The organism is Pseudoalteromonas ostreae, assembly GCF_018069805.1.
GTDB lineage: Bacteria > Pseudomonadota > Gammaproteobacteria > Enterobacterales > Alteromonadaceae > Pseudoalteromonas > Pseudoalteromonas ostreae.
In genome coordinates this window covers 104,058-128,550 of sequence record NZ_JAGPYN010000015.1, presented here as the reverse complement: position 1 = coordinate 128,550, position 24,493 = coordinate 104,058, and the positions used below count along the sequence as shown (strand labels likewise).

General features: G+C 39.6%; 19 protein-coding genes and 2 tRNA genes. 15 read left to right on the top strand and 6 right to left on the bottom strand.

Annotated features, from left to right (window positions below; all coding sequences use genetic code 11):
* Window positions 1-313: 313 nt before the first annotated feature.
* The 6 genes from J7338_RS13670 to J7338_RS13645 are packed head-to-tail and all read right to left on the bottom strand — an operon-like array spanning window position 314 to window position 3,017.
* Window positions 314-991 carry a pseudouridine synthase gene (locus J7338_RS13670; protein WP_210797563.1) on the bottom strand — a complete coding sequence of 226 codons (678 nt, stop codon included), beginning with the start codon at window positions 989-991 and terminating at the stop codon, window positions 314-316.
* Window positions 992-993: 2 nt separating this feature from the next.
* On the bottom strand, window positions 994-1,323 hold the full coding sequence (locus J7338_RS13665) for a TusE/DsrC/DsvC family sulfur relay protein (protein ID WP_169017896.1): 330 nt from the start codon (window positions 1,321-1,323) through the stop codon (window positions 994-996).
* A gap of 3 nt (window positions 1,324-1,326) precedes the next feature.
* On the bottom strand, window positions 1,327-1,593 hold the full coding sequence (locus J7338_RS13660; protein ID WP_210797562.1) for a DsrH/TusB family sulfur metabolism protein: 267 nt from the start codon (window positions 1,591-1,593) through the stop codon (window positions 1,327-1,329).
* Window positions 1,590-1,946, bottom strand: coding sequence for a sulfurtransferase complex subunit TusC (tusC, locus tag J7338_RS13655; RefSeq protein ID WP_210797561.1), 357 nt, complete (start codon window positions 1,944-1,946; stop codon window positions 1,590-1,592). The genes J7338_RS13660 and tusC overlap by 4 nt, the downstream gene beginning before the upstream one ends.
* On the bottom strand, window positions 1,943-2,296 hold the full coding sequence (tusD, locus tag J7338_RS13650) for a sulfurtransferase complex subunit TusD (protein ID WP_210797560.1): 354 nt from the start codon (window positions 2,294-2,296) through the stop codon (window positions 1,943-1,945). Before tusD ends, tusC begins: the two co-directional genes overlap by 4 nt.
* Before the next feature lie 55 nt (window positions 2,297-2,351).
* Window positions 2,352-3,017 (bottom strand): Bax inhibitor-1/YccA family protein, encoded by a 666-nt coding sequence (locus J7338_RS13645; protein ID WP_210797559.1) that lies wholly within the window; start codon window positions 3,015-3,017, stop codon window positions 2,352-2,354.
* A gap of 253 nt (window positions 3,018-3,270) precedes the next feature.
* Between J7338_RS13645 and J7338_RS13640 the strand changes: the two genes are divergently transcribed.
* The 15 genes from J7338_RS13640 to J7338_RS13570 all read left to right on the top strand — a co-directional run bounded on the left by J7338_RS13640 (window position 3,271) and on the right by J7338_RS13570 (window position 24,387).
* Window positions 3,271-3,361, top strand: a tRNA-Ser gene (locus tag J7338_RS13640).
* 52 nt (window positions 3,362-3,413) lie between these two features.
* Window positions 3,414-3,504 (top strand) — tRNA-Ser (locus J7338_RS13635).
* Window positions 3,505-3,647: 143 nt separating this feature from the next.
* Entirely contained in the window at window positions 3,648-4,043 is a 396-nt protein-coding gene (locus tag J7338_RS13630) for a hypothetical protein (RefSeq protein ID WP_210797558.1), read from the top strand.
* 125 nt (window positions 4,044-4,168) lie between these two features.
* Complete coding sequence (locus J7338_RS13625; protein ID WP_210797557.1) at window positions 4,169-4,630, top strand: GAF domain-containing protein; 462 nt, start codon at window positions 4,169-4,171, stop codon at window positions 4,628-4,630.
* A complete protein-coding gene (locus J7338_RS13620) occupies window positions 4,627-4,905 on the top strand; it encodes a hypothetical protein (protein WP_064666123.1) in 279 nt (92 codons plus the stop codon). Before J7338_RS13625 ends, J7338_RS13620 begins: the two co-directional genes overlap by 4 nt.
* A 15-nt stretch (window positions 4,906-4,920) precedes the next feature.
* Window positions 4,921-5,571, top strand: a complete 651-nt coding sequence (gene proQ / locus J7338_RS13615; RefSeq protein ID WP_210797556.1) for an RNA chaperone ProQ — start codon at window positions 4,921-4,923, stop codon at window positions 5,569-5,571.
* 26 nt (window positions 5,572-5,597) lie between these two features.
* A complete protein-coding gene (prc, locus tag J7338_RS13610; protein WP_210797555.1) occupies window positions 5,598-7,637 on the top strand; it encodes a carboxy terminal-processing peptidase in 2,040 nt (679 codons plus the stop codon).
* A gap of 161 nt (window positions 7,638-7,798) precedes the next feature.
* Entirely contained in the window at window positions 7,799-9,283 is a 1,485-nt protein-coding gene (gene nhaC, locus J7338_RS13605) for a Na+/H+ antiporter NhaC (RefSeq protein ID WP_210797554.1), read from the top strand.
* A 43-nt stretch (window positions 9,284-9,326) separates the two neighbouring features.
* Complete coding sequence (pepN, locus tag J7338_RS13600; protein ID WP_210797553.1) at window positions 9,327-11,915, top strand: aminopeptidase N; 2,589 nt, start codon at window positions 9,327-9,329, stop codon at window positions 11,913-11,915.
* 3 nt (window positions 11,916-11,918) lie between these two features.
* Window positions 11,919-12,140, top strand: a complete 222-nt coding sequence (locus J7338_RS13595; protein ID WP_149981056.1) for a DUF2835 domain-containing protein — start codon at window positions 11,919-11,921, stop codon at window positions 12,138-12,140.
* 246 nt (window positions 12,141-12,386) lie between these two features.
* A complete protein-coding gene (locus J7338_RS13590; RefSeq protein ID WP_210797552.1) occupies window positions 12,387-14,483 on the top strand; it encodes a DUF1302 domain-containing protein in 2,097 nt (698 codons plus the stop codon).
* A gap of 10 nt (window positions 14,484-14,493) precedes the next feature.
* On the top strand, window positions 14,494-15,858 hold the full coding sequence (locus J7338_RS13585; RefSeq protein WP_210797568.1) for a DUF1329 domain-containing protein: 1,365 nt from the start codon (window positions 14,494-14,496) through the stop codon (window positions 15,856-15,858).
* A gap of 151 nt (window positions 15,859-16,009) precedes the next feature.
* A complete protein-coding gene (locus tag J7338_RS13580; RefSeq protein WP_210797551.1) occupies window positions 16,010-17,011 on the top strand; it encodes a YCF48-related protein in 1,002 nt (333 codons plus the stop codon).
* The gene (locus J7338_RS13575) at window positions 17,011-19,335 is read left to right on the top strand and encodes an efflux RND transporter permease subunit (protein WP_210797550.1); all 2,325 of its coding nucleotides are present in this window, start codon (window positions 17,011-17,013) and stop codon (window positions 19,333-19,335) included. The genes J7338_RS13580 and J7338_RS13575 overlap by 1 nt, the downstream gene beginning before the upstream one ends.
* A gap of 210 nt (window positions 19,336-19,545) precedes the next feature.
* Entirely contained in the window at window positions 19,546-24,387 is a 4,842-nt protein-coding gene (locus J7338_RS13570; protein ID WP_210797549.1) for an NAD-glutamate dehydrogenase, read from the top strand.
* Window positions 24,388-24,493 lie beyond the last annotated feature (106 nt).

Here is a 24,493-nt window from a genome sequence, read left to right as displayed (position 1 = left end):
GTTAACATCGTATTTTCAAGTCGAGAATCTATTCATAGAATTATGTATAACGGCAGTGGATTAATATACTTTAGTTATTTAAGAAAATAAGCATAGCTCTCTACTAACTTTTTTACGCAAGTGCCAATACCGTTATGTAATGTATGTATGCCCACTGAGAACATATAATGATGGAAATTTAGGGTAGATATTTTAAGTTCTAATTCTTACTTATTAAGTATGAAAATACTTTGGATTGTTGTTAGTGCAGAATTGATACAAAAATCAGCTGAGTGCTGCTAGCCATATTAAAATAGCAGCACTCAAGCTTAGTTTATTGTTCATCTGCGATTATTTTAAAATGGCCATTATCAATTCCTTTTAACGTATAGTCACCAATACGATAGCGAATTAAACGTAAAGTAGGGTGGCCAATATGTGCTGTCATCCTTCTTACTTGGCGATTACGTCCTTCGGTAAGGGTAATACTGAGCCAACTGGTTGGAATGTTTTTTCGTTCTCTAACAGGAGGATTACGTGGCCATAAAGTTGGCTCATCTATACGTTTAACAACGGCGGGTAATGTTAATCCATCTTTGAGCTCGACGCCTTGGCACAGTTGTTTAATTGCTGCATTAGTTGGTTCACCTTCAACTTGTGCCCAGTATGTTTTACTGGTTTTTTTGTTTGGTGCTGTTAAGGTGTTTTGTAATTTCCCACAATTAGTGAGCAATAGCAGGCCCTCACTGTCTCTATCTAATCGTCCTGCAGCATATACATCTTTAATGGTAATAAAGTCTGCTAAGGTTTGTCTGTTTGCTTCATCAGTAAACTGGCACAGCACATCAAATGGTTTATTAAATAAGACAATTTTTCGCTGACTGGCGGCAATGGCAGGTTTTATCTCGCGCTTTATTGAGTTATTCGCTTTTTTGGTTGTAATAGCACCGCGATTATAACTACGGCCGCTATTTCGGCGTTTTGCTGTATTATTTGGTTTAGCTATTGTCATTGCTAGATGCACCGTGCGGGTTTTGGTAAGCCAGCAATTTTAGTTGCTTGCTTAGCAGGACCTTTAGGAAAAAGAGTATACAGATAAATACTATTGCCTTTATCTTCACCCAGTGCTTTTGCCATTGCTTTAACTAACATTCTTATTGCTGGGCTGGTGTTGTACTCCAAATAGAAATTACGCACAAAATGAATTACTTCCCAGTGTTGGGGGGTTAATTCAATGTTTTCTTGCTCGGCAATAACGCAGGCTAATTGTTCACTCCATAACAAGTGATCAAGTAAGTAACCTTGTTTATCCGTGTCGATAATTTGATTATTAAATTCAAGCATGTATTACCACGTAATAGAGTGAGATGTTGCTAATGTTAGTGCGACAAAGTCGTCATAACTAAGCGAGTGATCGGGCTGATTGATTGTGATATCTCGTACCTTGGCGTCATCAGCAAGTATTAATAAGTGCGTTGCAAGCTGTCTAAATTGGGCAATAGCAAAGCATGCGTCACTTAATAATAATACTTTGTCTGTTGGCTGGATCAGGTTAACTAATTGATCAGTGTTGTAATAGCCAAGTGGCTTGGAAAATATGTGTAAAGTGCTCATAAGTTCACTATGTGTTGTTGCTGGGCAATAAGTTGATTTTGCTGCTGATAATTAAGCGCTTTTACTTCTACTAACAAGTTATGTTTATCAAGGCCATACTCGAGCAGAGATTTTTCACATACATAAATGTTTTCAACATCGTAAATTTCTAGCGTTCTGATGGTCTTAAAGTAGTTCTTTAAACCTATATGCTCAGGCTGTTGATGTTTTTTTAGGGCAAGTACAGCAGGGCCGCTAAATAACCAACTAATATTTTGCTCAACAGCAGCGAATATTAATGTCATATCTAATGCATCACGAATATGTAAATCATCAAAAGGACTATGGTGGCTTAAAACTAATACATTGATCATTTAAATTGCACCCATTTATCTGCATCACTGGCAAGCATTGCAAACTCAGCTAACCCTGCGACTGCAAAAACACTGGTATTATTTATATCAAGGCCACGCTTTTCGGCAGCAGTAACACACAACATAAGATGAATGCCTTGCTCATGCAATTGTTGCCATAAAGTATTAATCGCTAATTCATCAGCTGCCAAATCTAGTTGCTCACTGGCATGAAAAACGCCGTTTTGATACAAAAAAATGGCATCGATGTTATGCCCTTGTGTTAAACATGCTTGTGCAAATTTAACCAAACGTTGCGTCGTATCATGATCCGATGGTGCGCTGTGCAGAGAAAGTACAAATCGTGCCAAAACTATTCCAATAAAAAAGCCCCTAAAGAGGGGCCATTTTAACAGAACTATTCAATTAGTCATTATTTGCGCCAAGCAGTGCAAGCAATGAAGTAAACAAGTTATATACACTTAAATATAAAGAGACTGTAGCGCGAATATAGTTCGTTTCGCCACCGTTGATGATGCGGCTTGTATCAAACAAGATTAAGCCAGACATGATCAATACAACCGCTGCATTTAATACCATAAACATTAGCGAGCTGCCGATGAAGATATTAACAATGCTGGCCACAATCACAACAATAAGACCTACCGTTAAAAAACCGCCCATAAAAGAGAAGTCTTTTTTAGTATTTAGTGCATACGCAGACAAACCAAAGAAAATCAGTGCAGTTGAACCTAACGCTTGCATGATAAGCATTGGACCATTTGGCATCGCTGCATAATGGTTAAGTAACGGGCCAAGGCCCGCGCCCATTAAGCCTGTAAAAGCGAATACCCATGCAACGCCTGATGCGCTTTCGGCTTTTTTATTTACAACAAATAAAAGGCCAAATGAAATAAGAGTAAAAACTAACCCCATAAAATAAGGTAGTTGTAATGCCATTGAGATACCAGCCGTCACAGCACTAAATGCTAATGTCATGGCCAATAAGAAATAGGTGTTTTTAAGTACCTTGTTTGTTTCAATGGTCGACATAACCGGTCTAGCGGTATTGTACGATTGATTAAATGCCATTTTAGAGCTCCTTTAGAAACCTGTTATTAAGTTCTGATAATTAAACTGAAGTTAGATTACCAAGACTTCTATATTTGGGCAAACCTTTGTAGTTCAATAGACCGATAATTAAAAAGAAAAGTTCAATTTAGTGTGATTTTTACTCAGCGCTGATTTGTGAATATACAAATCAGCGGTTTTTTAATCACTTAAACACTTTTTTGAAAAAAAAGCTTCACAAATACCATGGCCTTCTCTATTATGCAGGCCGTGCGGAGAGATGGCAGAGTGGTCGAATGCACCGGTCTTGAAAACCGGCAGGGGTTTATAGCCCCTCTAGGGTTCAAATCCCTATCTCTCCACCACCTAATTAAAATAATTGCGAGTACACTCTTACTCATGATTTAAAGTAGTTTCGGAGAGATGGCAGAGTGGCCGAATGCACCGGTCTTGAAAACCGGCAGGGGTTTATAGCCCCTCTAGGGTTCAAATCCCTATCTCTCCACCATATAAAAAAACCCGCTAATTAGCGGGTTTTTTTGTGTCTAAGTTTTATGTAGTTATTTAATTACGACCATAGTCTCTATTTCGATGTTGTAAAACATCGTGCATCCTTAGTATTTATTTCAGGTATGATTTTAAGGACGCATTATGAAACATCGGCTTGCAAAAAGTGTTGGGTTATCATTACTTTCACCTGTGATCATTGGCAGTGTGTTAGGTGTTTATTATGCATTAACGCTCAATACCGATCCGTTGACTACTTTTTTCCAGTTACTTATGAGTGCGATAGCTAACGCGCATATTGTCGGTTTAACCATGGCAGCGTTTGTAGTACCAGGGTACTTGTTAATGTATAAGTACGCGAAAGTTAATTATTCGGGGGTATTGACATTAGGTTTACTCGGTGGTGCTATTTTTAGTTATTTACTCAGTGCAACAGCTGGTATGGTCTTTTTAATTAATACTGCGATGTCAGCTTTAGCAGCGGGACTGTTTTTATATGGGTTAAGGCTAGGCGCGGTAAAACAACAACCTCCTCAATAGCGGATTTATTAACCAAGCTTGCTGAAAATTAGGGCAAATTGTTTTTTTTTGCCCTGAAAAGGTTTCAATTATTGGCGACAAAGAGTACCTTTAGCTACTGTATGTTTGATAAGAAGTAGTTTGGTATGCAAAAGCAAGAATTTTACCAGTCATTAGTTAAACAAACTGAATCGCTAATTACTGGTGAACCTAACATTATTGCCAATATGGCGAATATTAGCGCGCTGCTATTTACGTCACTCGATGATGTAAATTGGGCCGGCTTTTATTTGATGGATTCACCAACTGAATTAGTGCTTGGTCCGTTTCAAGGTAATCCTGCATGTATCCGAATTCCTGTCGGAAAAGGGGTCTGTGGAACTGCCGCTGCAACTGCACAAACTCAACTTGTTGAAGATGTACATGCATTTGCAGGCCATATTGCCTGTGATGCGGTGTCTAATTCTGAAATAGTAATACCTATCCATAAAAATGGTGAAGTATATGCTGTATTAGATATTGACAGCCCAAGAATTGCTCGGTTTGATGCTGATGATAAGCAAGGTTTAGAAGCACTCATAGCGTGTTTTGAGGCAACTATTGCATGAAAGACTTAGTAAATGTACAGGATTATCTGTTTGCCATCACTGATGTAGGTGATTGGGAAGGGGATGAAGAGCATGTAGCAGAAACGCTCAATGATTTAATTCACATTGCATGGGATCGTCTTCCTGATGACACGGAATGTGAATTAATTGATGAAATTATAAATGGTATTTGGGAACACCTTCGAGGTGATATGGCTGTAATTGAAGCCGACTTTGAAGAGCTGGTCGACTGGGTAACACACTACGTCGATTCGTCCCTTGATGAAAAGATGTGAAAAATAGGTTCTAAAATGGAAACCACAAACAAGCTAAAAGATATTAATGAAGTGTTGGAATTTTTATATCAAGAATTCCCACAATGTTTTAAACAAAAAGACGGCATCAAGCCGCTGAAAGTAGGTATCTTTAAAGATATCGCTGAGCGAATTGAAGGGTCTGAAAAAGTAAGTAAGACGCAAGTACGTCAAGCGCTTAGAAAATATACGTCAAATTGGCGTTATTTAGAGGCCGTAACTAAGTCTGAATTTCGCATTGATCTTGATGGAAATCAAGATGCAAAAGTGGAACAAGAGCACATTGATCATGCTCAAAAAGCGCTTGAAGAAAGTCGTGCGAAAATGGCTAAGCGTAAAAAAGCTCAGCGCCCACGTAATGATTCAGACACAAAACCTTACAAAAAGAAACCTGGCCAGTTTGCTAAATCAGGTGATAAAAACGCTAAAGTTAATGCTACACCAGTAAAAGCTGCACCGGTTAAACGTTCAGGTAAAATTGAACCTTTACCAGCAAGTGAGGTCAAGGTTAATAACAAAGTTAAAGTTAAACTTGGCCAAGCCCTTGTTAATGCAGTAATCACCGAAGTGAACAAAGAAGACGTTCATGTAGAATTGGTAACTGGTATGCAAGTTAAAACTAAAGCCGACAGCCTGTACATTGTCTAAGCTGTATATAAATTAAGGAGTTGTGTATGAGTCAGAAGTTTACGCTCATTCCGTTAGTTGCGGCCCTGTATTCGGGGTTATTATTTGCATCAGATATTGCTGATATTACAGATGTAGTTACAGCAAAAGACTTGCCAGTACTTACGCAAGAGAGTCAGCATAGTACGGCTAGCAAACGGGTGACTAACTTATTTACTCGTGCACATTATAAACCAATTCGTTTTGATGACGCACTTTCAAGTAAAGTGTTTGACCGTTATATCGAATCCCTTGATTTTAATAAAAGCGTCTTTTTGGCTGCGGATATTGCCTCATTTAAGCAATACCGCAACCAATTTGATAATGCATTGACGACCGGTAAACTTGATTTTACTTTTGATATTTTCAACCTAAGCATACAGCGTCGTTTTGAGCGTTATGAGTATTCTTTAAAGTTACTTGAAACACCAATGACCTTTGATAAGGCGGATGAATATTACTTTGATCGTGAAGATGCTGATTGGGCACAAACACAAGCAGAGTTAGATGAACTTTGGCGTGAACGTGTAAAATATGATGCACTACGATTAAAAATGACTGGCAAAGATTGGGCTGGTATAAAAGAATTGTTAACTAAGCGTTATCACAATGCACAAAAACGTTTAGTGCAAACTAACAGTGAAGATGTATTTCAGATCGTAATGAATTCTTTTGCACGAAGTATTGAAGCACATACCTCGTATTTATCGCCACGCAGAGCTGAACAGTTCAAAATGGACATGGATCTTGAACTTGAAGGTATTGGAGCAGTACTAAGCTATGACGAAGACTATACGGTTATTCGCAGCTTAGTTCCCGGCGGACCTGCTGATAAATCGGAGCAAATTAAAGCTGACGACCGTATTATCGGCGTTGCTCAAGACAAAGAAGAATTTGTTGATGTTATTGGCTGGCGTTTAGATGATGTAGTTGATTTAATCAAAGGACCAAAAGGCACAAAGGTGCGGTTGCAGTACTTAAAAGGTGCTGATGATCATGGTGCGCCGAAAGTAGTTGAAATTATTCGCGATAAAATTCGCCTTGAAGACAGAGCTGCAAAATCAGAAGTATTCAAAGCAAAGTACTCTGATTTAACCAGCAAAATAGGTGTTATCGAGATCCCTGGTTTCTACAACAACTTGTCTAAAGACGTTAAAGTAGAATTGGCAAAATTAAAAGAAGCCAAAGTTGATGGTATTATAATTGACCTACGTCAAAATGGTGGTGGTTCATTATATGAAGCAACACAACTATCTGGTTTGTTTTTTGATCAAGGTCCAGTAGTACAAATTCATACACTAAATAATCGCATTGAAGAGCAAAAAGACCGTGATGGTGTTACGTTTTACGACGGCCCCCTTACAGTACTTGTTGATCGTTACAGCGCATCTGCCTCTGAGATTTTTGCCGCAGCGATGCAAGACTATGGTCGAGCAGTGATCATTGGTGAGCAAACGTTTGGCAAAGGCACTGTGCAGCAGCATAAGGGCTTAGGTCGTGCTTACGATTTATACGATAATCCACTTGGCAGTGTGCAATATACGATTGCTAAGTTTTATCGTATCAATGGTGGTAGCACACAGCATAAAGGTGTGATCCCAGATATTTCATTCCCATCAGCAATTGATCCAGCGGAATGGGGCGAAAGCCAAGAGGATAATGCATTACCGTGGGACAGTATCGTACGCGCCAAATATAACTCGGTTGATGACTTACACCCAGCCATTGCTTACTTAAGCAAAGCGCATGCTGAACGCATTAAATCAGAGCCAGAGTTTAACTATGTTTTTCAAGATATTACACGTTATAAAGAAGAGAAAGACCGGAAAACTATTTCTCTTGTTGAAGCGCAGCGTATTAAAGAAAAAGACGATGGTGAAGCGCGTGCATTAGCTCGTACTAATGAAAGGCTTACTCGTTTAGGTGAAAAACCGATTGAGAGCTTGGATGATGCGACTGATGTTTTGGACGACTTAGACCCATTCTTAGAAGAAGCTGCATTAATTACTCAAGATTATATTAAGTTTGGGCGTGTAGCTAAAAAATAACTCGTTTTATAGAGTAATAAAAAGGCGCTTTGGCGCCTTTTTTGCTGCCTAAAACTCTTGATATTGCTATAATTGCTGATTAAACGCTGACAAAAGTAAGTAACTTAGTTAGGCTAAGTGTCGCGTCTGTGCTAAAAAATAATAATTAAACGTGTATATAAATGCGCGTAGGAGTCTTAATTTTGAATTCACAAAAAGAAAAACCCATCCAACAGGCCAGCTTTTTCGATGCCCTGATCCCCATTTCTGTACTTATCTGTTTATTAGGCGCAGCGGTCTATTTATTTGGCGATAGTTCCTCATCAGGACCGAATCAAATTGCGCTACTGTTTGCTACATTTACAGCTGCACTTATTGGCCTTAAAAATGGCTACACTTGGAAAAAACTTGAACAAGCAATGATCGAAGGGATCACTCTATCTTTGGGGGCTATATTAATTTTATTAATGGTTGGAGCTCTTATCGGCACTTGGTTGCTGTCAGGCACTGTTCCTACACTTATTTATTATGGTTTGCAGGTAATTAATCCTAGTTGGTTTTACGCTGCAAGCTGTTTAATTTGTGGCATTGTAGCAATGAGTATTGGCAGTTCATGGACCACGGCGGCAACGATAGGTGTGGCGCTACTTGGTGTGGCTACTGGGCTTGGATTAGAGCAAACAGTCACAGCAGGTGCTGTTATATCAGGAGCATATTTTGGCGATAAACTCAGTCCACTGTCTGAAACAACAAATTTAGCCCCTGCGGTTGTTGGAGCTGATTTATTCGAGCATATTCACCATATGCTATGGACAACTGTACCAAGTTTTGTGATTGCATTAATCATCTTTATTTTTATGGGCTTTAATGCCACAGCGTCAAGTGAGGCTGGACGTATTGATGAAATAACCGCTATTTTACAGCAAAACTTTAATCTAGGGGTGGAGATGCTAGTGCCACTGGCTGTTTTATTGGTGTTAGCAATTAGAAAAATGCCTGCATTCCCGGCTATTTCAATCGGTGCGGTACTTGGTGCTGTATGGGCTATGATTTTTCAATCAGACTTAATTGCAACGCAAATTGATGGCTCTCAAGGGCAAGTTGTTGGTTATTTTAAATTAGTTTGGAGTACTTTTTTTGATGGCTTTAGTATTATAACTGGCGATGAAAAAATGGATTCATTACTCAGTGGTGGCGGAATGTCTGGCATGTTAACTACAACGTGGTTGATCATGACGGCATTGATGTTTGGCGCCATTATGGAAAAAACAGGCTTGCTGGATATTTTTGTAAAAAGCATTCTAAAAATTGCGAAAAGCACTGGTTCGTTGATCACCGCGACGATCGCGACCTGTATTGGTACTAATGTAATTGCTGCTGATCAGTATATCGCGATTGTGGTTCCTGGTCGGATGTTTAAAGAAGAATATGAAAACCGTGGTTTAAAGCCTGTTAACTTATCAAGAACATTAGAAGATGGCGGGACGATCACCAGCCCTTTGATCCCTTGGAATACCTGTGGTGCATATATGCAAAGCGTATTATTGATCAACCCATTTGATTATGCGCTGTACGCATTTTTTAATCTTATCAATCCATTCTTAGCTGTTATTTATGCTTACCTAGGCATTAAAATTTTACGTATTAAGCCAAAAAAACAGCCATAAATTATACGCTCCTCTACTAAGAGGAGCCATTTTGGAGTTTCACATGACTGCATTAAAAAAACCTCAAGCACAGTATCTTAAAGATTACCAAGCTCCACTATTTTTAATTGAACACGTTGATTTGACCTTCGATTTATTGCCATTAAGCACCCGTGTCACGAATGTAATGACGATCACGAAAAAAATAGCAGGTGTGGCTGATTTAGTGCTTGATGGTATTGATTTGACGCTGATTTCAATTACGGTAGATAACATCGCATATACAGATTATGAGCTACGTGATGAGCAGCTTGTGATCCATAATTTACCAGCGCAATGTCAGCTTACAATCGTTAATGAAATCTCACCAACAACGAACACTTCGCTAGAAGGGTTATATTTATCCGGCGGCGCGTATTGCACACAATGTGAAGCGCAAGGTTTTAGAAAAATAACCTACTATCTTGACCGTCCAGACGTACTTGCAAGCTTTGATGTGACTATTATTGCTGACGAGCAATTTACTCATTTATTGTCAAATGGTAATAAATTAACGGAAGGTAAATTAGACAATGGCCGTCACTTTGCAAAATGGCAAGATCCATTCAAAAAACCAAGTTACTTGTTTGCACTTGTTGCAGGAGACTTTGATGTACTTGAAGATACCTTTGTTACGCAAAGTGGTCGTACAATTGATTTAGCCTTGTTTGTTGATAAAGGGAATTTACCGAAAACCCCTCATGCCATGGCATCACTTAAAAAATCAATGCAGTGGGATGAGCAGCGTTTTAATCTTGAGTATGATTTAGATATTTATATGATCGTTGCTGTGGATTTTTTCAATATGGGGGCGATGGAAAATAAAGGCCTCAATATCTTTAATTCTAAATGCGTGTTGGCTAATCAAGAAACCGCCACCGATAAAGATTATCACACTATAGAGTCAATTGTTGGCCATGAATATTTTCATAACTGGACAGGAAATCGAGTGACCTGTCGTGATTGGTTTCAACTGTCGCTAAAAGAAGGCTTAACTGTTTTTCGCGATCAAGAGTTTAGTAGTGATCTAGGCTCGCGGGCATTGAATCGTATTGATGCGGTAAAAGTAATGCGTACGCATCAATTTAGTGAAGATGCAGGCCCAATGGCACATCCGATCCGTCCTGAACAAGTCATTGAAATGAATAACTTCTATACAGTGACTGTGTATGACAAAGGCGCTGAAGTTATTCGCATGATGCACACGTTATTGGGGGAAGAAAAGTTCCAGCAGGGCATGGTACTGTATTTTAAACGTCATGATGGGCAAGCTGTTACCTGCGATGATTTTGTTGCAGCTATGAGTGATGCCTCAGGTATAGATTTGGCTCAGTTTAAATGTTGGTATAGTCAAGCAGGCACCCCGCGACTAATCGTCAAGCAAGAGTATGACAGCGGTACTTTTTCACTACATATAGAGCAACTCGCACCTATTAATCAGCCAGATAATGCGCCATTACATATCCCATTTGCTATCGAGCTACTTGATCAACAGGGCGAGTCTGTCCCTTTGCAGTTTGAAGGACAGCCAATTGAGCATGTTTTAGATGTCACAACTGCGCAGCAAACATTTAGATTTGATGGTTTAAGTGCGAAACCAGTCGCAGTCCTATTAGAAGATTTCTCAGCGCCGTGCATTGTTGAGCAACAAAGTGTAGCCACTGAATTGCTACACATTATGCGCTTTGCTCGCAGTGACTTTTCGCGTTGGGATGCTCAACAACAATTGTTCATAGGGGCGGTTAAAGAGGCCATTGCAACACCTGTAAACAATCAATTAGAACCAGCAATTATTGCTGCATTACGTAGTTTGTTAGTTGATCAGGAGGGGGATTTAGCTTTAGTCGCAGAACTATTAAAGCTGCCTAGTTTTGATACCCTCGCTGCTGAGTTTAATGTGATCCCTGTTGAGCAATTGGTCGCGGTAACAAACCAGTTTGAGTTACAAATTGCTCAGCAACTGCGTAGTGAGTTCTTAGATTGTTATCAAAGTCTAATTGATGACGGCTCGGTGAGTGCAACGGCTGTCGCTATACGTGCATTAAAAGGTATGTGCTTACATTATTTGGCAAAAATAAATGAGCTTGATACCAATCAACTTCTTGTAAGTACTGCTAACTCACACAATATGACCAATGTACTCGCTGCGCTCAGTGCGGTGGTAAAAGCTGATAACCCATTAGCAAAAGAGTTGTTAAATCAATTTGACAGTCAGTGGCGCCATGATGTGTTAGTGATGGATAAGTGGTTTGCATTGCAAGCAATGCAAGGTGGCGATGACGCCATTACTAATATCAAGAAATTATATGAACACCCTTGTTTTGATTTTTCAAACCCAAACCGTGTTAGGGCATTAGTGGGCAGTTTTAGCCATTTTAATACCGCACAGTTTCACCGTGAAGATGGCGCAGGTTATCAATTGTTAGGCGACTTATTGGTTAAGCTTAATGCAATCAACCCACAAAATGCATCACGTATGTTAACACCATTTATGTCATGGCGTAGATACGATGAAGTACGTTCGGTTGCTATTAAAGCTCAGCTACAACGCCTTGCTTTACTTGATAACTTAAGTGACGACTTGTTTGAAAAAGTTGACAAAGCACTGCAATAAATTATGGTTGAATATTATTTTTTGCTGAACCTAACTTACAAACAGTGTATGGATTACTATGAAGGTAAGTATACATCGGTTCAAGTAATTGAAGATGGTGGTAAAAAAGTTCGTTTTGCCGCCAGCCATTTGCGTCCTTTTATTTCTTCTTTAGGAGTAAGAGGGCGCTTTCGACTGTTGCTTACCCCAGAACATAAATTTTTACGTTTGGAGCGCGTTGCTTAAAACAATATTTTAAAATAATTACTTATAACATTGTTTTTTTGTTAATTCGATTTGTTCTATTGTTAATTTACGTGTATAAATTATCTGGTAGGACGTCTTACCATTAGGTAAACGTTAATTAAACAGAAAAATTATGACCGATTGAACGCGTTCTATTTGTAATTTCTTTATTTCGCTTCTATCGTTACGACTACACTAAAAACAATAACTTGATCACAAAATTACCCGCGACAGGGGGGACACACAATGATAAGAAGATCGCTTTTTGTTAAAAATAAACTAGTACTAGCCATAGCAACTGCTACTTTAGGGTTATCAGCAGCACACACACAGGCTGCAACATTTGAGGCCGGAGGGTTTGACATAACCTTCGACTCTACTTTTTCTTATGGGCAAAGTATTCGTGTTGAAGATCGAAACTTTAACTTAATAGGTAAAAGTAACAACCCGTCTTTTGATTGGACCGGTTATAACTCAGCTATAAATCCGATTTATTCAGCACAAGATGTTTGGGCTCAACCTGGCTCTTATTCTAATAATGGTGATGCAGGCGGATTAAACTTCGACAGTGGTAATTCTTTTTCAAAGCTTTTGAAAGGAACACACGATTTATCTATTAGCAAAGATAATTACGGCCTGTTTACTCGTTTTATGTATTTTTATGACTTTGAATTAATGGACAGCGATCGTGCTTATGTTAATCCAACATCAGGTAAAGGAGTTGACCCTTGTGATGATAAAGATACAAAAAAACAAAGTTGTGCAGACATTCGTTTATTAGATGCATATATATGGGCTAATTTTGACTTGAACGAGGGTAAAAACCCACTTTCTATTCGTATTGGCCAGCAAGTTATTAACTGGGGTGAAAGCACATTAATCACGCACGGTATTAACGTAAACCCAGTCGATATTGACCGATTAAAAGCACCAGGCGCTGAGTTAAAAGAAGCATTTATTCCGGTTGGTATGCTATGGGCGTCATTAGGTATCACTGAAAATGTGACTTTAGAAGGCTTTTATCAATATCAATGGCATGAAACACGCTTACCAGCAGCTGGAACGTATTTTTCAACCAATGACTTTGCCGCTGAAAATGGTTATCAGCAAAATGTACAGCTTGGTTTTACCTCCAATCCTGATATCGATTTAGCGTTTTTAACGGATAGCTTAAATAATCTAATGACCACTTTTGGTCAAGCCGCTGCTGCTAAAGGGATTGATCCTGCAAGTCCTGAGGGGCAAAAATTATTGGTAAATACGTATCTTGCATACCCTACCAAAGTAGCGCTTAAAGGCAAAGGGGATGATGGTAAAACTGAACCTGATGATGGTGGTCAATATGGCTTACGTTTAGGGATGTTTCTACCTGAGTTTAATGACACTGAGGTTGCACTTTATCATGTGAATTACCATAGTCGTCGCCCGCTTATCTCTGGGCGGGTATCGAATTTTGCACAAGCATCATTGGCTCAAGATTTAGCGATGCTTTCAACGACTAAAATTACATCAGATAATGTTTCTGATTTAAAAGCATTTGCTAAAGCTACCAATGAGTATCCAGAAGATATTAAACTCTATGGATTAAGCTTTAACACATCATTAGGTGAAACAGCGTTTGCAGGTGAGTTCACTTTCCGTGAAAACGAGCCATTACAAATCGATGATGTAGAACTACTTTATGCCGCTATGCCTGAGCAATTAGCATTAGCAGGTCTTCGCCCTGAGTTTGCAGGTATTTCACAAATGAGTCCAGGTGACGCGATTAGCGTTGTAGGGGCAGGCGAATTAGCAAAAGGTTACATTGAGCGTAACACATCACAACTCCAGTTTACGGCGACGCATTTATTTGGTCCATCATTAGGTGCAGATAGCTGGGCTGTTGTCGGAGAAGTGGGGGGCGTACATATTAATGGTATGCCAGAATACGATGAAGTACGCTTAAACATCTCTGGAACTGGCCGAAGTGGTACTATGACAGGCCCTAATGCGGATGATTACTCTGCGCTACACATGGCTTTATCAAATGGACCTGAGCAAAAGGAGTTCGCTACCGGCACATCATGGGGCTATAGGCTAATTGCCAAAGGTGATTATTTTAACTTTTATAATGGCATTAACTTTTCACCACGTTTTGTATTCTCTCACGATGTCAACGGTAGTACACCTGATCCAATGTTCTTGTTCATTGAAGATCGTAAATCACTAGGTATTACTGGCAGCTTTACTTATCAAAATGCGTGGTCATTTGACGTTAGCTATAACTCATTCTGGGGTGGCGGAGATATCAATACTTTCTCAGACCGCGATTTCGTTTCTTTTAATATTAAATATTCAATTTAGGGGTATCATGATGATAAAAAAACCTACCCTCATTGCAGTAACGCTTTGTAGTTTATTTTCTACAACAGCGGTCGTTGCCAAAATGACCAGTGAAGAAGTTGCGCGCTTAGGGGCAGATCTAACCCCATTAGGTGGTGAAAAAGCAGCCAACGCTGACGGCTCTATTCCTGCGTGGACAGGCGGAATCACTAAAGCACCAGCAGGTTATACACCGGGGATGTATCATCCTGATCCGTATGCTGACGACAAAGTACTTTTCACCATTGATAAATCAAATGTTGGTAAATACAAAGCGAACTTAAGTCCTGGTCAAGTAGCTCTTTTTGAAGCGTATCCAGATACCTTTAAAATGAATATCTATACTACTCATCGCAGTGCGTCAAACCCTCAGTTTGTCTATGATGCGACAAAACAATACGCACCAACTGCAGAGTTGATAGAAGAAGGTAATGGGATAAAAAATACTGCAATTGGTATTCCTTTTCCTATTCCAAAAACTGGCTTAGAGGCAATCTGGAACCATTTATTGCGCTATCGTGGTCTGTCAATTGAGCGTTTTGGCGGTCAAGCAGCCCCTACTGCGTCGGGTTCGTATAATATGGTTGGTTTTGATGAGCAACTTTTAGTTAAGTATTCAGATCCAAAAGCGACACCAGCAGAGTTACAAGAATCAAATATTTTGTTTAAGTTTAAACAAAAAGTCACCGAACCTGCACGTTTAGCAGGTACAGCACTATTAGTTCATGAAACCATGGACCAGATTTTAACTCCTCGGCAAGCGTGGACTTACAATTCAGGCCAACGTCGTGTTCGTCGTGCACCAAATGTTGCTTATGATGCACCCGGAACCGCAGCTGATAGCTTACGTACAACCGATGATTTCGATATGTTTAATGGTTCGCCAAACCGCTACACATGGACGCTCAAAGGTAAGCAAGAGCTTTATGTACCATACAATAATTATAAGCTACACAGTGATAAGCTACAGTATGATGATATTTTGATGGCTGGTCATATTAACCCAGAACATGTGCGCTATGAAAAGCACCGTGTTTGGGTGGTGGAAGCGAACCTAAAGGGCGATACACGTCATATTTATAAGAAACGCGTATTTTATATTGATGAAGATAGCTGGCAAGTTCAAGTGACGGATATTTATGATAACCGTGACCAAATGTACCGTGTAGCAATGGCTCATACAATTAACTATTACGATGCACTTACTAACTGGAGTACGTTAGACGTTTACTACGATTTGAATTCTCGCCGTTACTTAGCGATTGGTTTAGATAACCAAGAAAAAATGTATGATTTTTCACAATCGTTTAATGATAATGAATTTACCTCAAGTGCACTGCGCCGCGAAGGTCGTTAATACTCTCTAAGCACCTGGAATTATCTAGGTGCTTTTATTATTGTTTCACATCGCGTTTGTCACTCTAAACGCATTGGGTCATGGCATTTACGAGTTCCCCGACTGCCGTTATATACCGACAAACACATTCTTTTCAAGGCGATTTTAATATATGAAGTACATGCTTTATGCAGGTCTTGCCGTTGTGGCGAGCCTTTTAACTCCTTCTATTGCTGCTGAACCACTTGCTGCAATTGTCGCACCTAAAGCAGATAAAACCCTGTTGACTGATATTGAATACACAGGAAAGCAACTGGTTGCTGTAGGGAAACATGGCACTATCATTACAAGCAGTAATGCAAAAAATTGGCAACAAGCGAGCGTGCCAACGCAAGTGTTATTAACAGCAGTTACTTTTAGTGGAGCTGAACTGGGTTGGGCTTGTGGGCATGATGCGACGATTATTCATACCAATAATGGTGGCGCAACCTGGCAGTTGCAACAGGTGAACACGCAATTAGATAAACCCTGCTTAGATATTTTATTTACCAGTAAACTTCACGGCTTTGCAGTGGGTGCATATGGTATGTTTTATGAAACCAATGATGGTGGCAAACATTGGCAAAAACGTTTTCTAGATTCTTTATTATTTGCTGATGATAAAGATTACTTAAATGATTTAAAAGAATCAGATCCACAAGGCTATGAAGCCGAAACTGCATCAATATTGCCGCACTTTAATCGTATTGTGACAACAAATGATAAACTTATGTTAGTGGGCGAAATGGGTTTGTTAGCGCACAGTATAGACAACGGAAAAACTTGGCAACGCAATGAAGAAATCTACCAAGGTTCTTTTTTTGCTTATGCCAGTGATGAGCAAGGGCAAGAAATAGTTGCGGGCTTAAGAGGCAATATTTTTAGCCGTCAGGTAGGTGAGCAATGGCAACCAATAAGTAATAATAAAACAGCCACAATCAATAGTATTATTGCCAGCGGTGATAATCAATGGTTGTTACTTGCCAACAGCGGTGTAATTTTCCACTATAAAAATAATCAACTTACTATTGAGCAGTTAGCGGATGGTAAAGCAATTCTTGATGCCGTTATTTTTGAAAATCAATTGATTATGGCGTCAGAGAATGGCATTAAAGTGAAGGGGATGGCTCCATAATGCACACAATCGTCAATTTTTTAGAGAAAGTAGTTTTTCGTCATCGATTACTGATGGTGATAAGTTTTATTTTAATAACATGTTTTTTAGGTTTTAAAGCCACACAAATCCAACTAGATGCTTCATTTAATAAAAATATTCCGCTCAATCATGATTACATGAAAGTGTATTTAAAACATGAAAAGCAATTTGGTGGTGCAAATAGTATTTTGATCTCTGTGTGTGATGATCGCGGTGATATTTTTAATCCTGAGTTTTTTACCCAATTAAAAGCCGTTCATGATCAGCTGTATTTTATTCCTGGGGTGAATCGCCCGTTAGTGAATTCAATTTTTTCTCCCAGTGCACGTTTTGTTGAAGTTGTTGAGGACGGCTTTGCGGGGGGGCCAATTATTCCCGCTAATTTTACTGCCGATCAACGAGGTTTAGCCGTTGTTAAAGAGAATATCGAAAAAGCTAAAGTCGTAGGCAGGATGATTGCCTCTGACTATTCGTGTGCGATGGTGACAGCGCAGTTGATGGAAACTGATCCGCAAACGCAAGAAAAATTGGATACGTTAGCGTTTGCACAAAAGCTAGAAAGCGAAATTCGTGAGCCATTAAGCACTGATAAAGTAAGCATTCATATCATTGGTTTCGCTAAGATGGCGGGTGATATTGCTGAAGGTGCTAAAGGTGTTGTGTTATTTTTTGCCATTGCTATTGCGTTTACTTTCATTATGGTGTGGTTATTTTGTGGCAGCATAAAGCTCACTATTTTACCCATAGCCTGTTCAATTATTGCTGTGGTTTGGCAGTTAGGGATATTGTCGAGCTTAGGCTTTGGTCTTGATCCAATGTCTATCTTAGTACCCTTTTTGGTGTTCGCCATTGGCGTAAGTCATGGTGTACAGATGATCAATGCAATTGGTAAAAAAGTCGCCGAGGGGCACTGTAATACGCGTATTTGCTGTCAGTCTAGTTTTAGATCGTTATTAATACCCGGTGGTATCGCATTGCTGTCGGACACAGTCGGCTTTTTGACGTTGTTGACCATTGATATAGGCATAATTCGTGAACTGGCAATCACAGCAAGCTTAGGTGTGGCTGTTATTATTTTTACTAATTTGATTTTATTGCCAGTGTGGGCATCTTACATGCGTTTTGAAAACACAATTCATATACAATCAGGCAATAACGATAAACCAAACTTACTTGATTCAACTCGCGATCTGTTAGTCAAAGCCACAGATCCAAAATACGCGAAAATCATTATTGGCTGCACCTTAGTATTGTTTGCTTTAGGTTACTGGCAAGCAGGTAAAATGCATATTGGAGATTTACATGCTGGCGCACCGTCCTTGCACCAAGATGCACGCTATAACCAAGATACTTTTTTAATCTCAGATAAATATACAATTTCATCCGATATCCTGAAAGTGATTGTTGAAGCGTATCCTGCAGCGTGTACAGAACATGATGTAATGGAGCGTATTAGTCGATTTCAATACAAAGTTGAAAACTTAGCGGGTGTTCAATCGGCAGTATCTCTAAGCTCAGTCGCGCAGTCGGTTAATTCAGGATATAACGAAGGCAATTTAAAATGGCAAAGTTTGCCTCGTAATACGGCAAGTTTGGTGCAATCTACATCACGAGTCGAAACCAGTACAGGTTTACTCAATGGTTATTGTTCAGTTATGCCTGTAATTATCTTTTTAGATGATCATAAAGCGCAGACTATTGAACATATCATCGCCAGTGTAAAGCAATTTGCCATTGAAGAGCAAACCGAACAGCTGCAGTTCAAATTGGCTTCAGGCCCTGTAGGTGTTATGGCTGCGACGAATGAATCAGTTGCTGCAGCACAACTACCTATGATGTTATATGTGTATGGTGCGGTTATTATTTTATGTTTGATTAGTTTTAAGAGTGTAAAAGCGACCATCGCGGTGGTCTTACCCTTGTATATCGTATCGACTCTCGCGCAAGCCTTAATGGTACAACTTGAAATCGGTCTGACAGTTTCAACCCTGCCAGTAATTGCACTAGGTGTTGGTATTGGGGTTGATTATGGGATTTATATTTTGTCATCAATGATGGGGCAATTAAAACAAGGTATTCCCTTACCTGTTGCGTATCGTAATGCACTGGTTGAACGCGGCAGTGCCGTGTTATTTACCGGGATCACGTTAGCGATTGGTGTGAGCACCTGGATTTTCTCTGATCTGAAGTTTCAAGTGGACATGGGAATATTGTTAACTTTCATGTTTTTAGTCAATATGATTGGTGCAGTATTACTTTTACCAGCAATCGGTAGCCTTATCTGGACTGACCAGAAAAAATAATGTGAATAATTTTGCTCCTAAATGGCCTGTAAAGGCCATTTATATCTATAATTTGTGAATAGATGACCAAATAGCTGAAATGCTTAAAATGTTTTCATCGAAAGGGCTGTTTATTAATTTTAAAAGGGTTAGAATTTGCCTGACTCCACACAATAAATTGCTGTACAAATTTTCCATCTAAGTAGGTGGTATAGATTTAAGGAACATGTAATGACACGAAATGAAGGGCAAGCCTCGGTTATCTTAGATAATGTCTGTAAGCTGATCCAGAAAAAAGTTCACGCTGATAATGTGTTACTCGTTGAGAAATTCGCCAAATCCTTGTACAGCAATATGTCTAAAGAAGATTTGGCACATCGCAATGATAGTGACTTATATGGCGCTGCACTTAGCCTATGGAACTCGCTGGAAAAAAACACCTCTGATGATGCGGTGATCCGCGTCTTCAATCCTGAAGTAGCAAAAGATGGCTGGCAATCATCGCACACAATCGTCGAAATTATCGCTAAAGATATGCCGTTTTTAGTTGATTCTGTTCGTATGGCGATGACTCGAGAAAATATCGCATCTCACTTGCTATTACACAGCCCACTTAAAATTCAACGCGATAAAAACGCTAAAATTTCAGCTTTATCAAATTTAAAAGCCGAACAAGAGTCTAGCTCTACAAAAACAGTGTTTTTTATCGAAATTGATCGCCAAACAGATTCTTCAGTGATTGACTCGTTCAAAAAAGAGCTTGAGTCAGTGTTGAACGATGTGTCTACTGCGGTAGAAGATTGGCAACCAATCCGCAAAAAGTTAATTGCGGTAAGCAAAGAATTACCAAAACGTCACCATAACAATAATGCAAGTGAAGTTGCAGAGACTGTTGAATTCTTAGATTGGTTAGTCAAAGATAACTTTACCTTAATGGGCTATCGTCAATACGATTTGTCGCCAGTACAAGGCGATTATCAGCTCAAAGGTAAAATCGAGGGCAGCTTAGGTTTAATGAAAAATTCAACCGAAGAGCATTCTCGTCTGTTATCTGAATTACCAGAAGTTGCACGTCAAGAAGCCCGTAGCACTAATTTATTGATCCTTACAAAAACTAACTCGCTATCACGCGTGCATCGCCCTGCTTACATAGACTACGTAGGGATTAAGCGTTTTGATAATGAAGGTAATGTGATTGGTGAAGATCGCTTTATCGGGTTGTTTTCATCAAGTTTTTATAACAACAGCGCCACTGATGTGCCAGTTTTAAAAAGTAAAATAAATCGCATTATGGAAATGTGTGATTTTGCTAAAGGCACTCATGCTTACAAAGCGGTGTTAAATATTCTTGAAACCTATCCACGAGATGAACTCGTTCAGGCCCGTGAAAGCGAATTACTTGAAGTCGCAATGGGAGTTTTACAGGTGCAAGAGCGCGATATGTGTCGTCTATTTGTGCGTAAAGATGCCTATGGACGTTTTTTCTCTTGCATGGTGTATGTGCCACGTGAGCGTTATAACACAGCGCTGCGTCGTGAAACACAAGCTATTTTAGGCAGCGCATTTAATTCAGACGACAAAGTCGAATTTACTACCTTTTTCTCTGAGTCTACACTGGCGCGAACTCATTATACCGTGCGTGTGACTGACAACAATATAGAATATAACGTGAAAGACATCGAAAATAATTTAGTAGAAGCCGCTCGTACTTGGGAAGATAAATTACAATCAGCATTGTTAGAGTCTGCGGGTGAAGCACGTGGTAACGAATTAAACCGCAAATATTGTACTGCGTTTGCTCGTTCATACAAAGATGAAGTACTGCCAAGTGCCGCTGTTGTTGATATTGAAAAGCTTGAACTATTGAATGATGATAACAAGCTTGAAATGTTGTTTTATCGTCCGCAAGAAGAAGCGAATAGCAACATTGTACGTTTGAGCTTATTCCACAAAGATGAGCCAATCCACTTATCAGACGTTATGCCAATGCTTGAAAACTTTGGCTTGCGCGTCATTGGTGAAACGCCTTATTCAGTGAAAACCAGTGATGGTCGTATAAACTGGATCATGGATTTCTCAATGCTACTTGATAGCAAAGGCATTGCAGATTTCGATAAAGTATCAGCACGTTTTCGTGCCGCACTTACTAGCGTGTGGAGTAACCGTTTAGAAAATGACGGCTTTAACCGTTTAGTGTTAATGGGTGGCTTAACTGGTCGCGAAGCGTCAATTTTACGCGCATATGCAAAATACATGCGCCAAGTTGGAGTTACTTTTTCGCAAAGTTATATCGAGAGTACATTAGCTAATTACCCGCACATTGGTTCGCAAATTGTTAATTTATTTGCTAAAAAGTTCTCGGTTAAAAGCCCTGCCAGTGTTAAGACGCTTGATAAGCTAATTTCACAAATCTATGTAGAACTTGAAAACGTCGCTAACTTAGATGATGACCGTATTATTCGCTTATACGTCGATATGATCATTGCTACGCTTCGTACTAACTACTTCCAAAAAGATGGCACAGGCCAGTTCAAATCGTATGTATCTTTCAAGGTAAATCCAAGCTTAATTCCAGATGTGCCGTTGCCACTACCGGCGTTTGAAATATTTGTTTATTCTCCACGTGTTGAAGGTGTGCATTTACGTGGGGGTAAGGTTGCTCGTGGTGGCCTGCGTTGGTCAGATCGCCGTGAAGATTTCCGTACCGAGGTTTTAGGCTTAGTAAAAGCACAACAAGTAAAGAATACGGTTATTGTGCCTGTTGGTTCAAAAGGCGGTTTTGTCTGTAAACAACTGCCAACTGACCGAGATGCATTCTTCAAAGAAGGTCAAGAGTGTTACAAAATCTTTATTCGTGGCTTATTGGATATCACTGATAACATTATTAAAGGTGAGATTGTACCGCCGGTTGATGTAACTCGCCATGATGAAGATGATGCGTATTTGGTTGTCGCAGCTGATAAAGGTACTGCGACCTTCTCAGATATCGCTAATGGCATAGCTAATGAATATAACTTTTGGTTAGGTGATGCGTTTGCATCAGGTGGCTCAGTAGGTTATGACCATAAGAAAATGGGTATTACTGCAAAAGGTGGTTGGGAATCTGTTAAACGTCATTTCCGTGAAATGGATATTGACTGCCAAACAACTGATTTCACTGTAGTGGCAATAGGAGATATGGCGGGTGATGTATTTGGTAATGGGATGTTGTTATCTAAACATATTCGATTACAAGTGGCATTTAACCACTTACATATCTTTATTGATCCAACGCCAGATTCTGCAACGTCATACCCTGAACGTGAGCGCTTGTTTAACCTACCGCGTTCATCGTGGGAAGACTATAACAAAGAGTTAATTTCTTCCGGTGGTGGTGTTTTCTCTCGTGCAGCGAAATCAATCACATTAAGCCCAGAGATGAAAAAAATGTTGGGCACTAAAAAAGCCAGCATGACACCAAATGAATTGATCAAAGCAGTCTTGATGATGGAGTTTGATCTACTGTGGAATGGTGGCATAGGCACTTACATTAAGAGCAGTAAAGAAAGTGATGCTGATGTTGGCGACCGCGCTAACGATGCATTGCGCATAAACGGTGCTCAGCTTGGTGCGAAAGTACTTGGTGAAGGTGGTAATTTAGGTGCTACACAATTAGGTCGTATTGAGTTTGGTGCTAAAGGTGGTCGTGTTAATACTGACTTTATCGATAATGTTGGTGGGGTTGCATGTTCAGATAATGAAGTGAACATTAAAATCCTTCTGAACGGGTTGGTAACGTCAGGTGATTTAACCCGTAAACAACGTGATGAACTGCTGTATTCAATGACTGATGAAGTGTCAGAATTGGTGTTGAAAGATTGTTATCGTCAAACACATACACTGTCAATTACGCAATCAAAAGGCTCATCAACGCTTAAAGAAAAAGTACGCTTTATTCATGCCCTTGAAAAAGATGGCAAGTTAAATCGTGCAATTGAATTTATTCCAAGCGATGAAGAGTTAGCTGAACGCGCTGCAGCAGGTAAAGATCTCACTCGGCCAGAGTTATCGGTACTTGTTTCGTACGCTAAAATGGTACTTAAAGAGTCACTCGTAACTGATGACATTACAGAAAATCCATATTATCGTCAGCTGTTAGTGAAGTCTTTCCCTTTACCGCTACGTGAAAAGTTCAATACTGCGATGGATAATCATCCACTGCGTAAAGAGATCATTGCTACTAAATTAGCTAATAATATCGTTAACGATATGGGTCTGAACTTTATGGTACGTATGCATGAAGAAACTGGCGCAAATGAAGCTGAAATTGCGTTATGTTACTCTGTTGCCAGTGAAGTATTCCAAATGCGTGATACTTGGTCTGCAATTGTTGATCTTGATAATAAGATCCCTGCGGCAGTGCAAACTGAAATGTTGTATCAGTTACGTCGTACTGTACGCCGTGCAACTCGTTGGTTCTTACGTCATCGCAATAAGTCGCAAAATATTGAGCAAACTATTGCCTTCTTTTCACCGACCTTCGCTGATTTAAGTGCGAACTTAACCATCTACATGGTTGAAAAAGAAAGTGAACGTTTAGCAGCTGCTGCAGACAAGCTTATTGAAAGTGCAGTGCCAGCTGAGCTTGCAACACGTATTGTATCGCTCTCTAGCTTGTTCTCAGTAATGGACTTAGCTGAAGTTGCTGCAAATTCAGGGCGTAGTATTGATATGGTATCTAATACTTACTTCAAACTAGGTGCACGCATGGGACTGCATTGGTTCCTTGAGCAAATTACTCATCAGCCGGTGGCGAATCATTGGCAAGCATTGGCCCGCGCTTCATACCGTGAAGAGCTTGATTGGCAACAACGTACACTATCTGAAGTTGTTTTAAATAACTTTGCGGGTGATAACAAAGATGTTGACGGTCAAATTGATCACTGGATGGACAGCCAAGATTTATTACTACAACGTTGGAAGCAAATGTTAGCTGAATTTAAGACTTCACAAAGTCATGATTTTGCTAAGTTCTCAGTTGCATTACGTGAACTTATGCTACTTAGTCATAACTGTGATACATCTGCAAAATAAGCAATTAACACTGTCTGATTATTTTCCCACATGAAAATAATGAGTTAATCGTTAAAATTGTTATACAATACCCCAGCCTAGTCTGGGGTATTTTTTTATTAAGAGG

Excerpts from the sequence above, each read along its gene's own strand:
- J7338_RS13575 (WP_210797550.1), top strand. The coding sequence starts at position 17,011 with ATGCACACAATCGTCAATTTTTTAGAGAAAGTAGTTTTTCGTCATCGA.
- J7338_RS13585 (WP_210797568.1), top strand. The coding sequence starts at position 14,494 with ATGATAAAAAAACCTACCCTCATTGCAGTAACGCTTTGTAGTTTATTT.
- J7338_RS13645 (WP_210797559.1), bottom strand. The coding sequence starts at position 3,017 with ATGGCATTTAATCAATCGTACAATACCGCTAGACCGGTTATGTCGACC.
- J7338_RS13595 (WP_149981056.1), top strand. The coding sequence starts at position 11,919 with ATGGTTGAATATTATTTTTTGCTGAACCTAACTTACAAACAGTGTATG.
- proQ (WP_210797556.1), top strand. The coding sequence starts at position 4,921 with ATGGAAACCACAAACAAGCTAAAAGATATTAATGAAGTGTTGGAATTT.
- J7338_RS13570 (WP_210797549.1), top strand. The coding sequence starts at position 19,546 with ATGACACGAAATGAAGGGCAAGCCTCGGTTATCTTAGATAATGTCTGT.
- J7338_RS13670 (WP_210797563.1), bottom strand. The coding sequence starts at position 991 with ATGACAATAGCTAAACCAAATAATACAGCAAAACGCCGAAATAGCGGC.
- J7338_RS13665 (WP_169017896.1), bottom strand. The coding sequence starts at position 1,323 with ATGCTTGAATTTAATAATCAAATTATCGACACGGATAAACAAGGTTAC.
- J7338_RS13580 (WP_210797551.1), top strand. The coding sequence starts at position 16,010 with ATGAAGTACATGCTTTATGCAGGTCTTGCCGTTGTGGCGAGCCTTTTA.
- J7338_RS13630 (WP_210797558.1), top strand. The coding sequence starts at position 3,648 with ATGAAACATCGGCTTGCAAAAAGTGTTGGGTTATCATTACTTTCACCT.
- J7338_RS13590 (WP_210797552.1), top strand. The coding sequence starts at position 12,387 with ATGATAAGAAGATCGCTTTTTGTTAAAAATAAACTAGTACTAGCCATA.
- nhaC (WP_210797554.1), top strand. The coding sequence starts at position 7,799 with ATGCGCGTAGGAGTCTTAATTTTGAATTCACAAAAAGAAAAACCCATC.
- J7338_RS13620 (WP_064666123.1), top strand. The coding sequence starts at position 4,627 with ATGAAAGACTTAGTAAATGTACAGGATTATCTGTTTGCCATCACTGAT.
- J7338_RS13660 (WP_210797562.1), bottom strand. The coding sequence starts at position 1,593 with ATGAGCACTTTACACATATTTTCCAAGCCACTTGGCTATTACAACACT.
- J7338_RS13625 (WP_210797557.1), top strand. The coding sequence starts at position 4,169 with ATGCAAAAGCAAGAATTTTACCAGTCATTAGTTAAACAAACTGAATCG.
- pepN (WP_210797553.1), top strand. The coding sequence starts at position 9,327 with ATGACTGCATTAAAAAAACCTCAAGCACAGTATCTTAAAGATTACCAA.
- prc (WP_210797555.1), top strand. The coding sequence starts at position 5,598 with ATGAGTCAGAAGTTTACGCTCATTCCGTTAGTTGCGGCCCTGTATTCG.
- tusC (WP_210797561.1), bottom strand. The coding sequence starts at position 1,946 with ATGATCAATGTATTAGTTTTAAGCCACCATAGTCCTTTTGATGATTTA.